At 63.0% G+C, this 16248-nt stretch carries 17 protein-coding genes; 7 read left to right on the top strand and 10 right to left on the bottom strand.

From position 1 onward, the window contains the following. Window positions 1-489 precede the first annotated feature (489 nt). Both JQ553_RS27310 and JQ553_RS27305 read left to right on the top strand, forming a co-directional pair. On the top strand, window positions 490-915 hold the full coding sequence (locus JQ553_RS27310) for a hypothetical protein (RefSeq protein WP_212503138.1): 426 nt from the start codon (window positions 490-492) through the stop codon (window positions 913-915). Window positions 916-1175: 260 nt separating this feature from the next. Continuing rightward, complete coding sequence (locus tag JQ553_RS27305; protein ID WP_212503226.1) at window positions 1176-1523, top strand: antibiotic biosynthesis monooxygenase; 348 nt, start codon at window positions 1176-1178, stop codon at window positions 1521-1523. A 142-nt stretch (window positions 1524-1665) separates the two neighbouring features. Here the strand turns inward: JQ553_RS27305 and JQ553_RS27300 are convergent, their stop codons facing one another. The 6 genes from JQ553_RS27300 to JQ553_RS27275 form a co-directional block, all read right to left on the bottom strand. Further along, on the bottom strand, window positions 1666-2562 hold the full coding sequence (locus JQ553_RS27300; protein ID WP_212503137.1) for a carbohydrate ABC transporter permease: 897 nt from the start codon (window positions 2560-2562) through the stop codon (window positions 1666-1668). After that, entirely contained in the window at window positions 2555-3511 is a 957-nt protein-coding gene (locus tag JQ553_RS27295) for a carbohydrate ABC transporter permease (protein ID WP_212503136.1), read from the bottom strand. The genes JQ553_RS27300 and JQ553_RS27295 overlap by 8 nt, the downstream gene beginning before the upstream one ends. A 121-nt stretch (window positions 3512-3632) precedes the next feature. Beyond that, a complete protein-coding gene (locus tag JQ553_RS27290) occupies window positions 3633-4979 on the bottom strand; it encodes an ABC transporter substrate-binding protein (protein ID WP_212503135.1) in 1347 nt (448 codons plus the stop codon). Between the two features lie 143 nt (window positions 4980-5122). After that, the gene (locus tag JQ553_RS27285) at window positions 5123-6166 is read right to left on the bottom strand and encodes a C-terminal binding protein (protein ID WP_212503134.1); all 1044 of its coding nucleotides are present in this window, start codon (window positions 6164-6166) and stop codon (window positions 5123-5125) included. A gap of 397 nt (window positions 6167-6563) precedes the next feature. Beyond that, window positions 6564-7538: a tripartite tricarboxylate transporter substrate binding protein gene (locus tag JQ553_RS27280; RefSeq protein WP_212503133.1), complete on the bottom strand. Its 975-nt coding sequence runs from the start codon at window positions 7536-7538 to the stop codon at window positions 6564-6566. Between the two features lie 86 nt (window positions 7539-7624). After that, window positions 7625-8572: a DMT family transporter gene (locus tag JQ553_RS27275; protein ID WP_212503132.1), complete on the bottom strand. Its 948-nt coding sequence runs from the start codon at window positions 8570-8572 to the stop codon at window positions 7625-7627. A gap of 174 nt (window positions 8573-8746) precedes the next feature. Here JQ553_RS27275 and JQ553_RS27270 point away from each other — a divergent pair, with 174 nt between their 5' ends. After that, window positions 8747-9148 carry a DUF1330 domain-containing protein gene (locus JQ553_RS27270; RefSeq protein WP_212503131.1) on the top strand — a complete coding sequence of 134 codons (402 nt, stop codon included), beginning with the start codon at window positions 8747-8749 and terminating at the stop codon, window positions 9146-9148. Window positions 9149-9188: 40 nt separating this feature from the next. On the opposite strand, the gene JQ553_RS27265 is transcribed toward JQ553_RS27270, so the two are convergent. The 4 genes from JQ553_RS27265 to JQ553_RS27250 all read right to left on the bottom strand — a co-directional run bounded on the left by JQ553_RS27265 (window position 9189) and on the right by JQ553_RS27250 (window position 12608). Next, window positions 9189-9998, bottom strand: a complete 810-nt coding sequence (locus tag JQ553_RS27265) for an MlaD family protein (RefSeq protein WP_212503130.1) — start codon at window positions 9996-9998, stop codon at window positions 9189-9191. A 74-nt stretch (window positions 9999-10072) separates the two neighbouring features. Further along, window positions 10073-10999, bottom strand: a complete 927-nt coding sequence (locus JQ553_RS27260; RefSeq protein WP_212503129.1) for a DMT family transporter — start codon at window positions 10997-10999, stop codon at window positions 10073-10075. Between the two features lie 152 nt (window positions 11000-11151). Beyond that, the gene (locus JQ553_RS27255; protein WP_212503128.1) at window positions 11152-11490 is read right to left on the bottom strand and encodes a hypothetical protein; all 339 of its coding nucleotides are present in this window, start codon (window positions 11488-11490) and stop codon (window positions 11152-11154) included. 29 nt (window positions 11491-11519) lie between these two features. After that, complete coding sequence (locus JQ553_RS27250; protein WP_212503127.1) at window positions 11520-12608, bottom strand: LysR family transcriptional regulator; 1089 nt, start codon at window positions 12606-12608, stop codon at window positions 11520-11522. A gap of 73 nt (window positions 12609-12681) precedes the next feature. Between JQ553_RS27250 and JQ553_RS34665 the strand changes: the two genes are divergently transcribed. The 4 genes from JQ553_RS34665 (at window position 12682) to JQ553_RS27230 (ending at window position 15991) form a co-directional block, all read left to right on the top strand. Next, window positions 12682-13893, top strand: a complete 1212-nt coding sequence (locus JQ553_RS34665) for a GNAT family N-acetyltransferase (RefSeq protein WP_249144613.1) — start codon at window positions 12682-12684, stop codon at window positions 13891-13893. Window positions 13894-13898: 5 nt separating this feature from the next. Continuing rightward, complete coding sequence (locus JQ553_RS27240) at window positions 13899-14486, top strand: cysteine hydrolase family protein (RefSeq protein ID WP_212503126.1); 588 nt, start codon at window positions 13899-13901, stop codon at window positions 14484-14486. After that, window positions 14474-14710 carry a hypothetical protein gene (locus JQ553_RS27235; RefSeq protein ID WP_212503125.1) on the top strand — a complete coding sequence of 79 codons (237 nt, stop codon included), beginning with the start codon at window positions 14474-14476 and terminating at the stop codon, window positions 14708-14710. The genes JQ553_RS27240 and JQ553_RS27235 overlap by 13 nt, the downstream gene beginning before the upstream one ends. Window positions 14711-14785: 75 nt before the next feature. Further along, window positions 14786-15991 (top strand): CynX/NimT family MFS transporter, encoded by a 1206-nt coding sequence (locus JQ553_RS27230; RefSeq protein ID WP_212503124.1) that lies wholly within the window; start codon window positions 14786-14788, stop codon window positions 15989-15991. The last annotated feature ends 257 nt before the right edge of the window (window positions 15992-16248 follow it).

The raw sequence follows: 16248 nt of genomic DNA, 5'->3' as shown, positions 1-16248 counted from the left end.
AGTAAACCCGTCATGTCGAAACTGCGGACGTTGTTGACCTGCATCCTGTTCATTTGTTCCGTTGGAACTAGCGAAGCCGCGCCGCCTGATTCACCCGGTACCGTTTATATGGACGGGCTCCCATGTAACATCGCCTGCCAGTCCTATATGGCTTGGTCCCGTCAGCTATCTATGTCACGGCAGGCTTCGGTTCCGGCTCAGTTTGCCAGACAGGCGTCGAGGGCGAGGGCGCAACGTCCAAATAAAATCAGCACGCCGAACCGAGCGGCGCTGACTCGTGTAGCAAGGAAAGTCACACCAAGACACATTGAATCGTCGCCCGCTAGCCTTGCCGATCGGCGGCTCCCGAATCGTGGAGAAGCGAAGTCCGTCTCTTCCGAGAGCGCGGAATCCTTGCCGGTACCCAATCCCTCCTCGGCTTCAGGAGCTGGAACACCACCGGGTCAGGCCGCAACTTCCCCAGTGGTGGAGGATCTCACGACCGCGAGCGTGGCACCGAAACAAAATCCGGACAGCGACATAAAATCTTTCGGTCCCGCGGAAGGCGTTCCCCCTGCTGATGCCGAAACGGCAGCGCTTGCACCACCAAACAACACCGATCAACTGGTTGCTGTTCTTCTCGTTCGCTCGGAAATAGCGTCGGTGTCCGATCTGGCCAATAAGATCGTCGCGATCGATGTCTCACGATCCGATTCTGTTGCCGATGTGAGGACCGCGATGGTGGCAGCGGGCGCAACTGAAATTCAAATGAGCGAGGGTGAAACGCTAGCTTTTCTCCGGGTGATAGATGGAGAAGTGCCGGCCGCGGTCGTGACCGTAGCGCCTCCGGAGGAGGCGGAGATATGGGCCGAAGTTCCGGGCTTCAAAATCCTTCGAATCCCGCTTTCGCCTTCAGAGAAAGCGGGTCGCGGATAGTCAATGAGCATTCGTCAGGCCTGAATGGAATCCACTTCATTTCCGCGCGCAATCCGACCGCGGCGTTCCCAGACTTCCGGCACAGGTGGTAGATTGGCCGCATGATCTGCGGCGGCAGGAACGGCACGCCCTGGTCGGTGTGGTCGATCGCAACATCGACCTCGAAGATGCGGCGGATGGCTTCGGGCGTCCACGTTTTCAACGAGATCAATCGGCAGGATTGCCGCAGCGCATGTCGCCGCAAGCAGGAGAATTCAATCATGTTCATCGCGATGAACCGGTTTCAGGTGAAGAAGGGCTCGGAGCAGGCGTTCGAGACCGTGTGGAACACGCGGGAGTCCTATCTCGGCGACACGCCGGGCTTCATAGAGTTTCATCTGGTGAAGGGACCGGAGGCCGAGGACCATACGCTCTATGCGACACACACGATGTGGGCCGACAGGGGCGCTTTCGAGGCCTGGACCAGGTCGGATGCGTTCCGCCGCGCCCATTCCCGCGCCGGTAACGAGACCGGCGGCAGCCTCTATCTCGGTCATCCGAAGTTCGAAGGATTCGACGTGCTGATCACCGAACGCGCCACGACCCCAACTCTCTCACCGTCACCCTGAAGGAGCGCGCTCTTGCACGCGTCTCGAAGGGCGACGGCGCAGCCCGGGCCGCTCATGCTTCGGGTCCGCTACGCGAGCGCCTCCAGCGACAATGGCGAAGCCGTTGCGCGGGCATGAGGGGGATGGAGACGAGCGCACATCGCTACTCCTTCACCGCGCCAGTAAGAGACGATACGTAGTAGTCCACGAACAGGGAGTAGAACAGCGCGACCGGCAACGAGCCGAGCAGCGATCCGGCCATCAGCGCGCCCCATTGATAGACGTCACCGGTGACGAGCTCGGTCAGGATCGCGACCGGCACCGTCTTGTTGGCGCCGCTCTGGATGAAGGCAAGTGCGTAGATGAACTCGTTCCACGACAGCGTGAAGGAGAAGATGCCGGCCGAGATGAGGCCGGGCACGGCGAGCGGCAGCGTGATCCGACGCAGGATCTGCAGCCTTGTCGCGCCGTCGACCAGCGCGCATTCCTCGAGCTCGTAGGGGATCGACTTGAAATAGCCGATCAGGAGCCAGGTGCAGAACGGCACCAGGAAGGTCGGGTAGACCAGGATCAACGCCATTGGGCTGTCGAACAGGCCGAACTGCACGATCACGGTCGCGAGCGGAATGAACAGGATCGACGGCGGCACCAGATAGGCGAGGTAGATGCCTAGGCCCACATAGGGGCTGCCACGGAAGCGCAGCCGCTCGATCGCATAGGCTGCGAGCGTGGACGCAAACAGCGACAGGAAGGTCGAGCCGATCGCGACCATCATCGTGGTCTTCAGCCAGTGCGGATAGGACGTATTGAACAGCAAGTGCCTGATGTGCGCGAGCGTCGGCGAAGAGATCCAGAACGGATTGTGTTCCCTGAAGTTCAACAGTTCCGCGTTCGGTTTGAACGCGGTGATCGTCATCCAGTAGAACGGGAACAGAAGGATCAGCACGAAGCAGGACAACGGCAGATAGATCATCACCACGCGTCGGGTGCGGGAGTCCCACGACATTGTATCGGGGGTGGCGCTGCCGACATTGCTCGATTGGGCGACAGCGTCAGTCATTGGCCTCTCCCTGCTGCCATTTGCGGCGCGCGAGGCCGAAGTAGCTAAACAACGTCGCGAACACCAGGAACGGGATCATGGAGACCGCGATCGCCGCGCCCTCGCCGAGTTCGCCGCCGGCGATGCCGCGCTGGAATGCGAGCGTGGCGAGCAGGTGCGTCGAGTTGACCGGGCCGCCGCGGGTAATGGCGTAGACGAGCTGAAAGTCGGTGAAGGTGAAGATGATCGAGAACGTCATCACGATCGCAAGTATCGGCATCATCATCGGAAAGGTGATGTAGCGGAAGCGCTGCCAGGCGCTGGCGCCGTCGAGCATCGCCGCCTCGTAGAGCGAGGGCGAGATGGTCTGCAGTCCCGCGAGCAGCGAGATCGCGACGAAGGGGATGCCGCGCCAGATATTGGCCGCGATCAGCGAGAACCGCGCTGCCCAGGGCGTGCCGAGGAAGTCGATATTGGTGGAGCGGATGTGCAGCACGTCGACCAGAAGATACGAGATGATCGAGAATTGCGGATCGTAGATCCACCAGAACGCCAGCGCCGAAAGCACTGTCGGCACGATCCACGGCAGCAGCACGATGGCGCGCAGCAGGCTCTTGAACGGGAAGTGGTTGTTGAGCAGAAGCGCGAGCCAGAAGCCGAGCGCGAATTTTCCGAAGGTCGCCACCCCGGTGTAGAAGATGCTGTAGAACACCGCGCCCCACCACAGCGGATCCTTCAGCAGATACTGGAAATTCTCCAGGCCGATGAAGACGCCTTTCTGGCCGATGGTAGTATCGGTGAAGGCGAGCCAGATGCCGAGGCCAAGCGGATAGGTGAGGAACACGGCGAGCAGGCCGATCGCGGGCGCGAGGCACATCGCGATCAGGAACGGCTTGTAGTCGAACAGGCGCACGATCCAGCCCGGTTGCCGGATCGCCACGCTACGCGATGGTAGGGTCGTTACAGACATCGAATGCTCGTCCAGCGTCGCCATTGCGCGGAGCGAGGCGACGAAGCAACCCATTTCTCCTGTATGGTACTATGGATCGCTTCGCTTCGCTCGCAATGACGGTTGATCCAGATATGCGGTCTCACCGGCCCTGTCGGCGGAAATACCGCTTGCAGCGCTGCTCGGCTTCCGCGGCCGCAACCTCCGGCGTCGCCGCGCCGGTCGCAACCGATGCGCACATCTGGATCAGCACGTAGTCGGCGCTGACCGCTCCGGTCGCCGTCGAGATCGGACCCTTGTAGCCGTCATAATAGGTGCTGTTCATCGTGTTCTTGAAGATCTTGACCTTGGGATCTCCGGACCACACCGTGGCGTCGGCATAGGCGGCAAGCGGCTGTGCCCAGTAGCCCGAGTTGGCGTTGAGCCACGGCTCGTACTGTTCCTTTTCCAGCATGAATTGCAGGAATGCCTTCGCGGCATTCGGATACGGGCTGTGCTTGAAGACCATCGCGTTCAGGGTCAGACCAGCCATCGGCGAGATCTTGGCGAGGCCCTTCGGCAGCAACTGGTGTTCGCTGTCCTCGGCGATCGCGCGTGTCGCCGGATCGTTCTTCAGCGAGAAATACAGCGAGACGCCGTTGGCGGTCAGCGAGATTTCCTGCGAAGAGTAGGCACGGTTGTTGCTGACGTCGTTCCACGACGGCGTGCCGGCGATGAAGGTCGGGTACAACTCCTTGACCCATTTCAGCGCATTGATCGTTTCCTTGCTGTTAATGACGACGTTGCCGTCCTCATCGAGCAGGGAGGCGTTGTGCGACCACAGCACCCAGTTGGCGAAGCCGTTGCCGTCGCCCTTCGCATTACCCAGCGCGAAGCCCGCCGGTTTGCCGGCCTTATGGAGCTTCTGGCACAGGTCCAGGATTGTGGCGTGATCTTCCGGGACCTTGTCGTAACCGACCGATTGCAGCACCGATTTGCGGTAGATTAGTGGGCCGGCGGTCGCGCCGAACGGCAACCCGATCCAGGCGTCGCTCTTGTTCTTCTTGCCATAGCGCTGTGCCAGTGGCAGCCAGCCGCCATAGCGCTTGCCGAGATAGTCGGCGACATCGGTGAGTTCGATCAGCTTGTCGATGTAGACGTGCGGAGAATCGGAAAAGCCGATGATGACGTCAGGGCCGGCGCCGGAATTCGAGGTCACCGCGGTCTGCTGGTTGATGTCCTCCCAGCCGACGAAGTCGACCTTGACCTCGACGCCAGTCTTGTCGGCGAATTTCTTCGCATTCTCGCGGAACACGTCCTCGTCGGCCTGGACGAAGCGCACCGGGCGCAACATGCGCAGGCTCGCGCCCTTTTCGATCGGCAGCGATGGCGCCGCAACATCGGCGGCCTTCACTTTCGATGCATCCTGCGCCGAAGCGCCGGTTGCCGCCAGTGCCGCGGCGGATAGCCCGAGTGCCAACGCATCACGACGGGTGAGGTCGTTGCTCATCAATTTCTCCCTGCTTTTGTTGCCTTCCCGGCGTTGATCGCCGGTGAAGGGTCTTCGTGGTTCTGACGCGTTCTCGTCACGCGAACCGATCTGTCGCGCACGCATGCCGGACAGATCGGGCTCGAAAACGCCGTCCCCGTGGCTCAGCTATTTGGACCGCGATCCATGCTGACGGGTTGCCAGCGTCGCAGCGTGGTGTGTTGCAGCACCGACGGGTTGACGCAGCTTACCGGCCACATGCCCGAAAGCACTAGTGACAATTCGTAGCCCACCCGGCGCTTGCGCGCTTCGTCAAAACGTGCCGAGGCGGACGCGACATGGGCGGTCAAGGTAACATTGTCCATTCCGAGCATCGGATTGTTGTGCGATGGCGGCTCCTTCTCCAGCACGTCGAGCGCGGCATGGGCGATCCAGCCCTCCTGCAACGCCTTGACCAGCGCCTCTTCGTCCACGGTGGCGCCTCGGCCGGTGTTGATGAAGATGGCGGATTTTTTCATCTGGCGGAAATGCTTCTCGGTCAGCATGTGGTGCACCTCGGGGCGGGCCGGGGCGTGCATCGAGATGAAATCCGATTGCGATAGCACCTCGGACAGCGTGGACGGGATCACGCCGTGGTCGTACATCAGCGTTTCCTGGATAAAGGGATCGTAGGCCATCATCCTGAGGCCGAAGGGTGCGGCGCGCTTGGCGACCGCGCGCGCGACGCGGCCGAACGAAACGAAGCCGAGCGTCTGGCCCATCAGGCGCGGAATTTTCAACAACGCCGGCCGCCCCTCGGCCCAACGTCCGGTGCGCACCATCTTGTCCTGCTCGATCAGGCGGCGGAAGCCCGCCAGCAGCAGCATCATCGCGTGGTCGGCGACCTCCTCGATGAAGGTGTCGGGGATGTTGGTGACGGGGATGCCGCGGGCGGTGGCGGCCTTCACGTCGACCGAGTCGACGCCGACGCTGCCAAGCGTGATCACCTTGCAATTATCGAGGGCGTCGATGACCGTCTTGGTGATCGGCATGCCCTTGGCGTAGATCGCGTCTGCGCTCTTCGCGGCGGCGATAAATTCCGCCTCGTTGGCCGGGGCCTCGACGATCTCGGCACCGATCGGATCGAGCGCCTCCCTCTCGTAATCATAGCCGCCGCCGGCGACGGTGAAGCTTGCACCCTTCGGCGTGACCACTCTGAATTTCGACATTGCTTGCTCCCGCTTCTAAGTCTTCTGTTCTTGCTTCTTGCTCGTTTTCGTCATGCGTGCGGCATGGCCTTGCGCCGCAGCCTTCGAATGCTTCGACGCGAGTTGTGGATGGAGGCCACAATCGCCGGTTGGTCCGCGGCCCGAGCCGCCAGGTTTCTCAGGCGCAGGTCCGTAACCAACGCCTGAAGGCTCTCATACTACCGTGAGCGGAATCAATCCGCTTGTCGCGTCGCGTTCCCGCCTCCTGTAGGGTGGGTTAGCCGAAGGCGTAACCCACCGTTCGACGGCGAAAACCGGTGGGTTACGCTAACGCTAACCCACCCTACGTGCTTGGTCGCTTCAGCGCAAAATTGCTCTGCAATTTGGTCGCGAGCTCCCCGCAATCACGGTGATCCACCTACTGCTTCTCGATTCCGGCGTCGGTGATCAGCTTCTCCCACAGCACGAGCTGCTCCTTGAGGAAGGCGTCGAACTCCTCCGGCGTGCCGGAGAACGCCTCCATGCCGCGCTCGGCGAGCTGATTCTTGATATCGGGCCGCTCGATCACCTTGCGGATCTCCGCGTTCAATTTGGTGACGATCTCCTTCGGCATGTTGGCAGGGCCGAGGTAGCCTTGCCACGAGGTGATATCAAAGCCCTTCACGGTCTCGTCCATCGTGGGTAGCTCCGGCAACAGGGCGGACTTCCGCTTGGTGGTGACGGCGAGCGCCTTCAGCGCCTTGGCGTTGACATGCGGCAGCCCGGTCGGGACGTCCACGAACATCATGGAGACGCGGCCGGCGATGACGTCGGTGAGCGCCGGGGGCGAACTCTTGTAGGGCACGTGCAGGAGGTCGATCCCGGCAAGCCGGGCAAACGTCGCGCCCGAGACGATCGCCGACGAGGAGCCGCTGGCATAGGAGTATTTGCCGGGGTCCTTCTTGGCGAGCGCGATCAGCTCGGCGACCGAATTCGCCGGAATCTCCGGATTGATCACCAGCATGAATGGCAGGTCGCCGGTGCGCGCGATCGGCGTGAAGTCCTTGATCGGATCGTAGCTCATGGTCTTGAGCAGATACGGATTGGCCGAATGCGTCGTGTTCGTCGTGACGAACAGCGTGTAGCCGTCGGGCGCGGAGCGGGCGACATAGCTTGCCGCGATCGAGCCGTTGGCGCCGGCCTTGTTGTCGATCACCATGCCGACGCCGAGCGCGACGCCGACCTCCTTGGAGATCAGGCGCGTCGTCGTGTCGGTGCCGCTGCCGGCGGCGAATGGCAGGACCAGCGTGATGTTGCGGTTCGGATAGGGCGTCTGCGCGGAAGCGGATGAGGCCAGGGTGAAGAGAGACGCCGCGGCCGCGGCACGTGAAATGAATCCAAGAAATCCCGGCATCCGGAAGCGCCTCCCAGCTCTTTGTTGGTGTTGGCCGGCAGGCTAGCCGGTCCACGCGCAAAGCGGAAGCACCGACATCGCCGCATTCAACGCCTGGCCGATCGTTGCCGCGAGGCGATCACGACGCCGGCGAGCACCAGCGCGTAGCCGATCAGGTGAAACAGTGCGAGTTTCTCGCCGAGCAAAAGGATCGCCATCGCCGAGCCAAACACCGGCACCAGGTGAAAGAACGGTGCGGCGCGATTCGGACCGATCAGCGCGACCCCGCGGTTGAAGAACAGGTAGGCGAGTGTGGAGGGAAAGATCAGTACATAGGCGAGTGTCGAGACGGTCAGAAGGTCGAACGTCAACGCCGCGCCGGCGGAGAATTCCCAGAGCGCGGCAGGCAACAGCATCAGTGCACCACAGCAGGTGGTGAACGAGATCAGCGAGAGCTGGTGAATCCTGGGCCGCCGAGGGATCAGTGCCGAATACAGCCCGAACGACACCAGCGAGGCCGCGAACATGATATCGCCCCTGTTGAAGGCAATGCTTGCGAGTGCCGAGAAATCGCCGCGCAGTATAATGATGAGCACGCCGGCCAGCGAGATCGCGATGCCGGCAAGTTGCGCCGGCGTCAGCCGCACGCCGAACAGGATCAGCGACCACAGCGCCACGAATAACGGACCGGCCGACTGGATCAAGAGCGCGTTCAGCGCCTCGGTGTATTGCATGGCCCAGTAGGAGATCGCGTTGTTGAAGGCAAAGCCGACCGCCGACAGCAGCAGCATCAATGGCAGGTGCGCGCGCAGCTTCGACCGGTCCTGCTTCAGATGCGGCCAGGCGAACGGCAGCAGGATCAGGAACACGCCGAACCAGCGGATCGTGGTCAGCGTGATCGGCGGCACATGGCTGCCGACATGCCGCGCCAGCACGATGTTGCCGGCCCAGAACAGCGATGTCAGGCTGAGCAGCAGATAGGGTTGATTGTCGAGCCAGCGCAGAGGCGAGCGATTGGATGCAGCAGGTGCGGGCAGGGCGCGAAGATCGGTCATTCTGGCGGAATGTTGTGCCTGAAAAGGTGCTGCGACAAGACGGGCGGGAAGATTGGTGCCATGCGCGGCCTTACAACATGCGCCGCCCGCACTTGATTTCAGGGTGGCTCCGCGATGTGGCATAATCTCTTGCGGCCTCGCCGCATTCCGGGGCGAGCCGTACAGGGAGCAGCGATGGGTGTCGATCTCTTGCACGTGAAGGGCCTGAGCGAGCTTGATGCCGAGGGGCCGGTGGTGATGCTCAACCTGATGCGGTTTCGCGCGCGGTCGCTCGACGGCGACGGCTCGGGCTGGGATGCGTATTTGCGCTACAGCGCGCTGACCGTCCCCATGATCAAGGCCCGCGGCGGCACGCTGTTGTGGACAGGCAGAGCGGAGACCATCGCGCTGGGCGAGCCGGCCGGCCAGAAATGGGATTATCTCGCGCTCGTCTATTACCCCCGCGTCGCCGCCTTCATCGACATGATGACCTCGCCCGACTACGAAAATCTCTGCGACCCGCACCGCAGGAACGGCTGCGAAGACCATTTGATCATCGCGACGCGCGAGACCTATAGCAAGTTCAAGGCCGGGTGAGATTTGCCGTCCTTGCTCCGGAGCGCCGCGAGGCGGGCCTTCAGCGCCTGCCGCCGGCCCCACCGAATTTCTGGTTGAAATTGTTGACGGACTGGCTGACGTCGCTGAGCGTCCTGCGGGTCTCGGCCATCACGGCGCCGGACTTCTTGTCGAAGCTTTCGATCAACTCGCGCAGCGAGATCACGGTCGGCAGCAATTCGCCGCCATATTTGTCGCTACCGAGGCTTTTCAGGAATTTCTCCGTCGCGGTCACCTTGTCGTCGACGGCCTTGACGCCGGACTCGGCGGCATCGACGAAGCCCGCGATCAGTTCACCATTTCCGGACAGCGAGTTGGTGAAGGTCTCGAAATTGCGCAGCGTGTCCTTCACCGCGGCCTCGTTCTCGATAATCGCCCGGTCGACATTGCGCAGTGCGACACGGAGCTTCTCCTGGATGCCCATCATCCCTTCGGGGTCGGCGGTCAGTTCGGGAATGCCGTCGGCGCCAAGTGGCGGTGGCGGGGCCTGGTCCGAGCCGCCTGTGAATGAGATCGCGGCGATGCCAGTCAGGCCCTGGAACTCGAGGCCGACCTCGGTGTCCGCCCGGATCGGCGTGTTGCTGTCGATCCGCGTCATCGCGATCACGCGGTGATGGTCGAGCTTGAGCGCGATCACGTCGCCGACGCGCACGCCGGCGAAATTCACGCTGCCGCCGCGGCGCAAGCCCGAGGCCGAGCCCTCGAAGATCACGCGGAACGGCATCTGGCGCTTGATGCCGGCATAGCGCTGATAGCCGAGCCAGCCGCCAAGCGAGCCGGCGACCAGGGCCAGCGCAAGGGTGCCGATCATCAGATTGCTGGCGCGCGCCATGCCCGAGATCCGTTCGCGAAGCAGACTCCAGAAATAGCGGATTCCTCGCAGATAGTCACCGCAACCTTGTCGGGTTATGCGGCTTGCTTCCGCGACGCCGCGAACACGCCGGCCAGCACCAGCGCGAAGCCGATGAAGTGGAAGGCTTGCGGATGCTCGCCGAGGAAGATGATCGACATGACGGTGCCGAAAACCGGAACCACGTGGAAGAACGGTGCGGCGCGGTTGGCGCCGATCAGCGCGACGCCGCGGTTGAAGCAGAGATAGGCGAGCGTCGAGGGGAACACCGCGACATAGAACAGCGAGAGGAGATTGTTGATGTTGAGCTGCATCACCGGCCGGACGTTCAGTTCCCAGACCAGCAACGGGAGCAGCACCAGCGCGCCGCAGCCGAAGGTGAAGCCGACGAACGACAACCCGTGGATGGCGGGCCGCTTCAAGGTCAGCACCGAATAGAGCGCGAAGATCACGAGCGCGACGATGAAGATCAGGTCGCCCTTGTTGAACTCGATCTTCGACAGCGTGGTGAGGTCGCCATGCAGCAGGATGACGAGCACGCCGAAAAGCGACAGCAGCACACCGAGCGTTTGGGCGAGCGTCAGCCTCACGCCGAGCAGGATCAGCGACCACACCGCGACCACCAGCGGCCCTGCCGATTGCAGCAGCAGCGTGTTCAGCGCCTGGGTGTGCTCGAGGGCCCAGTATTGCAGCGTGTTGAAGGCGCCGATGCCGGTGATCGACAGCAGGACCATGATGCCGATGTTCTTTCGAATCGTGCCCCAGTCGCGCATCAGATGCTTCCAGGCGAACGGCAGGATCAGCAGAAATGCCGCCGACCAGCGCAGGAACGACAGCGTCACAGGCGGAATGTGGCCCGCGGCGAGCCGTCCGACGATCGCGTTGCCGGCCCAACACATCGCGGTGATGCTGAGCAGGAGATAGGGCTGGTTGGCGATCCAGGTTCCGGACGCAGGCGTTGTGGCGGATTCGGAAGCAGACATTGCAAGGCCCGGTTCATGACGCCGCGGCCCGCCCGGAGATCGATCACCGGGCCGGAATAAGATACCCGGCGCGTCTCAGAGACACGGAATTTCGCCCTGCATCAATGGCGGCAGATGCATCGCGACCATGCGCGGGTCGCGAGGTAACCAGGTCAGCCCGCCGCCGGCGGTGGCGCCTGCCGCTTGACGATCTGTTCGGCGAGCTGGACCAGCATGCGTCGGGTGTCGGGATCCCGCAGTTCGCGGAACAGCCGCAACAACCGCAATTCGAGCAGCATCTCCGCTGGCATCGCCTTGCCCGCGCCAGGTCCCTGCGCTGCCACGCCGCCGCGGCCGTTGGCGACGCCGAGCGCGGTCGCGATCTGCAGCAAACGATCGACGCTGATCTCGCTCGCGCTCTCGTTGGGTCTCGCGCGCTGCTCTGACACCACGCCCAGCACCTCGGCGAGATCGCTTGGCGAAAGCCCGATCGCGCGCCAGCGTGCTTTCACGAATTGATCAATTTCGCTGGATTGGCCTGTCATCGGTTGGCCCCGTTCGATTGTTTCGGGAACATCGGAACCACTTTCGGACGCGACACCTTCTTGAAGCCCGCAAACAGGTTCACCAGCGGTTCGGCATCCTTGTAGGCCCGCTGCAGGTCCTTCGGATGCACGAACTCGTCGCCGAACCAGGGAAATTTCCGTCCGTCGAACGACTGCACGATCCAGTCGATCAATTGCCGCACGCGCGGAATCTTCTTCGCGTCCGGATGATAGGCGAGCCAGATGTCGAGCTCGAACTTGTAGCCGATGTCGAGCGGGATCAGCGGATCGCCAAGGGCGGGCACGTAGGTCGGCAGCCAGCCGATGCCGGCTCCCTTTGCGATCGACCACAGATGCGCGGTCGAGACGTTGTTGCGCATCGCGACGAAGCCGACCTGCTCGCGCCCCGCATGTTTTTCGTACCACTCCCTGCCCTTGGTCTGCTCGGCGTCCTGCACGACGATGCGGTGGTTCTGCCGGATGTCGTCGGCGCTCCGCGGCATGCCGTAGACTTCGACATAGGACGGGCTCACGAATGGCATGATGTGCAGCCGGCCAAGCTTCAACCGCTTGAGGTCAGGTTGCTCCGGCATCTCGAGCTGGACGGCAACATCCGCCTCGAGCCGGAGCAGGTCGGCCGAACGCATCTCGCATTTCAGATCGACCAGGAGGCCGGGATACACGCGCTGGAATTCGACCAGCCGCGGTGCCAACCAGAACGTGCCGAGACCCTCGGTCACCGCAAGCCGCACCTCGCCGCTCAGCGCCGGGGTCACCTGGTTCAGCGCGCGGTCGAGCTCGAATGAGGCTTCCTCCATCCGCTTGGCCGCATCCAGGACCTGTTGGCCTTCACGCGTCAGGCGGATACCGTCGACATGTCGAGTCAACAGGGTGGTGTTGTAGGCCCTCTCGAGAAGAGCGATGCGCTTGCTGAGGAAATTGGCCGACATGTTCAGTCGTTCCGCCGCGGCGCGAAAACTGCCGATCCGCGCCACCTCGAGGAACATCCGCACCAGATCCCAATTGGCCATCCGGCCCGGGATGTGCGCACCACTGTGCGCACCCCTGCGCTCACCTGAGTGCATACAAATTCCCCTCCCTGGTCCTTCATTATTCATTGCAGAACTATGGCTTTTCCACAACCGAGAGACGAACGAAATGACTGCGCTCGACCTCGATCTTCTACGCAAAACTGCAGGCGGAAGGACCATGGAAGGCCGTTCTGCCGCGCATTCACTCGATCGGATGACCGCGCTGCAAATGGCTAAGCGCACGGTCATCTTCAATGTTGACGCCGAAAGCATCGGCTCCTTGATCGACGCCGCCCGCGTCGACATTCCAGGTCTCACCGCGAATCGTTTGTTTCAGACGGTCGCCAACCACAACCCCGATACGTTCTGGGCGATCGCCCGGCGCGACCGGTTTGACATCAACTCTCCGAAGGGCGACGGCTTCCTTGCGGTCCTGCCGCTGACCCACGAGGGCACGCGGCGGCTGATCGACGGCCGGCTCGACACCAAAAATCCCGAACTGTGCTACGTCGCGCGGCAGTCGGAGCGGCCCGCCGGCATCTATGTCTGGGCGATCCACGCCAAGGGCGTGCTCGCGGCGGGAATTCCGCTGGTGCTGGAGAAATTCTCCGCGCCGCTCTATCGCGGCGTCAACATCTACTCGCGCCCGGTCACCAAGGGCGGCCTGCGCGTCCTGGAGCCGCTCGGCTTCAAGCCCGGCGCCCAGTATGACGGCCTGTTCACGTCGAAGCTGCAGATGTTCGACCGTTCCGGCGACCTTCCGCAAATTGCACCCAACGATACGGTGACGGTCCAGGTGGTGCGCTCGATGGACGAGATGGCGCGCGTGATCGCGATCCGCGGCGCAATCTACATGGGCGAGCAGCGCTGCCCGTTCGAGGAGGAATTCGACGGCAACGATTTCTCCGCGACCCATCTGATCTGTCACAAGAATGGCGAGCCGGTTGGCTGCATGCGCATCCGCTACTTCGCCGAATTCGCAAAGCTCGAGCGGCTCGCAGTGCGTCATGAGGGACGCGGCGGCGGGCTCGCAGGCCGCATTCTCGATGCGGCAATCGATCTTTGCCGCAAGAAGGGATACCGCGTGCTCTATGCGCATTCGCAAAGGCGCTTCCTGAAGGTCTGGGAATCGCGCGGCTTCCGCATGATGGGTGGGCGCGAACTGGTGTTCTCCGACTTCGACTATGTCGAGGTGAAACTCGAGACCGAGAAGGATCCACACAGCATCACGCTGCAGGATGATCCCTACAAGATCATCCGTCCCGAAGGTCAATGGGACCGGCCCGGCATCCTCGAACGCTCCGCCGGCAGGGGCCTGTGCCAGGCGGCAACTCAATGAGCTCGGTGATCAACCTGCGCAGCTACGTCGGGGCGTCCACCAGCCGCCTGCTGGTGATGGTCGACCTGCAGACGCGCGGCTGCGACGAACTGGCGCAGGACAATCCGCAGGACCTCGCGCGCGTGCTGGACAATTGCAGTGCCGCGATCCGGCACGCGCGCGCGAACGGTATCCCGATCGCCTTCACCCGCCCGTGCAAGACGCTCGGGCTGGTCGAGCGAGGGGTGCAGTCGCCCTGGCTGCAGGGGCTCGAACCGAAGCGCGCCGACATGGTTTTCGAGCGGCAGCATCCTTCCTGCTACGGCAACTCGCTGTTCAGCGACGTGGTATCGCGGATCGAAAGCTTCGCGATCGGGGGGCTCGGAGCCGAGGAAATATGCCTCGCCACCGCAATCGACGCCGCGCATCGTGGCCATCACGTGACTTTTTTGAGTGATGCATCGGCAAGCCGCCAGCGCCCGCATGCCGATGCGTGCACCGTGCACGGTGTCGCCACGTCCGCCGTTGAATTGTTCGCCGACGTCGCCACCACGAGCCGCTGGCTGGTCGCGACGGCGCCACGGCCGGTGAGGGGGCATGTATGGATGAGTTGAGTGCCCGCCGCATGCGCAACGTCATTCCGGTACTGACCGAGCAGCGCAATATACTTGTCGGCGCGGGCCTCTCCTTCGCCGGTCATCTGCTCGATCTTACCATCATGCAATTGCGTTTGAGCCTGCATGATATTTCCGAGGATGAACTGTCCGAATTCTCCAATCGCGTCAGCCTCGACCTCGTCAATGGAACATCGTCGGATGAGAGCCCTGTCGGACGCTGACCCTGGTTTCACTGCGGCGTCGCGCGAACCGGCAACCGCCCGGCGCGATAACGCCGCAGTCCAGGGAGGCCGCTCATGCCGGACCTGAGATGGATCATTCTCGCGGTGCTGTTTGCGGCACGCGCGGCGACCGGGTTTCAGTTTCAGTCGATCGGCTCGGCGACCAGCGCATTGATGGGCGATCTGTCGCTCGGCTACGCCGAGATCGGCGTGCTGCTCGGCGCCTATCTGTTGCCCGGCGTCGTCGTCGCGTTTCCCGCGGGCCTCATCGGCCAGCGCGTCAGCGACAAGACACTTGGCGTGATCGGCCTCCTCCTGATGGCGCTGTCCGGCGCGGCGCTCAGCGAAGCCGACGGCCTTGCGACGGCGCTTGTCGCGCGCATGATCGGCGGCGTCGGTGCCACCATCCTCATCCTGGCTGCCACAAAGATGACGACGGACTGGTTCGACGGTCGCGAGATCGTGCTCGCGATGTCGCTGTTGCAGATGAGCTGGCCGTTCGGCGCCATGGTGGCGTTACCGGTGCAGAGCTGGCTGTTGCAGTCCGCCGGCTGGCCGGCGGTGATGCTCTCGGGCGCGATCTGCGCGCTCGCGGTGCTGGCGGCCTTCGTTATCGTCCCGCGCGGCGCGCCGCAGACGCAGGCGGCGGGAACGTCGCAATCGCGCGGGCGGCTGCCGCCGGCCGTGCTGCTTCCGGTCATCGTCGCGGGTGTGATCTGGGGCGTAATGAACCTGTCCTGTGTGCTGTTCTTCAGCTATGCCCCGATGCTTTTGCAGGTGCGGGGCCTGACGCCAACGACTGCGGCCTCGCTGACCAGCCTCGCAATCTGGTGCACGATTGTCGCGATTCCGCTTGGCGGCTACCTCGTGCATCGTTCCGGCAAGCCGGTCGCGGCGATCGTGGGCTGCGGGCTGGTGGCGGCCTTAGCGCTCGCTCTGTTCGCCGCCGGCATCCTTCCGCCGATCATCGGCCTCATCTTCGGCATCGCGATCGGCCCGTTGTCGGGCGCGATCCTGTCGCTGCCGGCGCGCGTGCTTGAGCCACGTGACCGTTCGCTCGGCTTCGGCGTGTTCTACACCTGCTTCTACGTCCTGATGGCGGTCGGGCCCTCCGCCGCGGGACAGCTGCAGGACGCGTGGAACACGCCGTCGGCCGCGCTCTTTGGCGGTGCCGCGCTGCTGGCGTTGATGATACCACTGGTACTCGGGTTCGAGGCGCTGTCTCGGCGACGGGAAGCCGTCGCTGTCGAGGCGAATGCGGAACTGCGCACGGCGTCTTGATGCCGCTGCTGCCTTGATTCCGGCGCTGGCGGCAAAGGCCGGCGTCATCCGATCGATCTCGATCTCCAATCCGGGCTATGCCGTCTTAGAGCGAAGCGGCCACTTTTCGAAAAGCCGCGCACACTTTTCCGCATCATGCTCGCGTGTCAGACGGGCACTGCATGCGCCGCTACCGGCCGCCGGAGTTGATCGACAACAATCTATTCTGTACAATCAGGAGGTGAGGGGCCAGTCGATTCCAACCCAGACACGTTGCT

This window comes from Bradyrhizobium lablabi, from assembly GCF_018131005.1.
GTDB lineage: Bacteria > Pseudomonadota > Alphaproteobacteria > Rhizobiales > Xanthobacteraceae > Bradyrhizobium > Bradyrhizobium lablabi_D.
The sequence above is the reverse complement of the archived record's forward strand: the minus strand, read 5'-3'. Positions and strand labels throughout refer to the sequence as shown.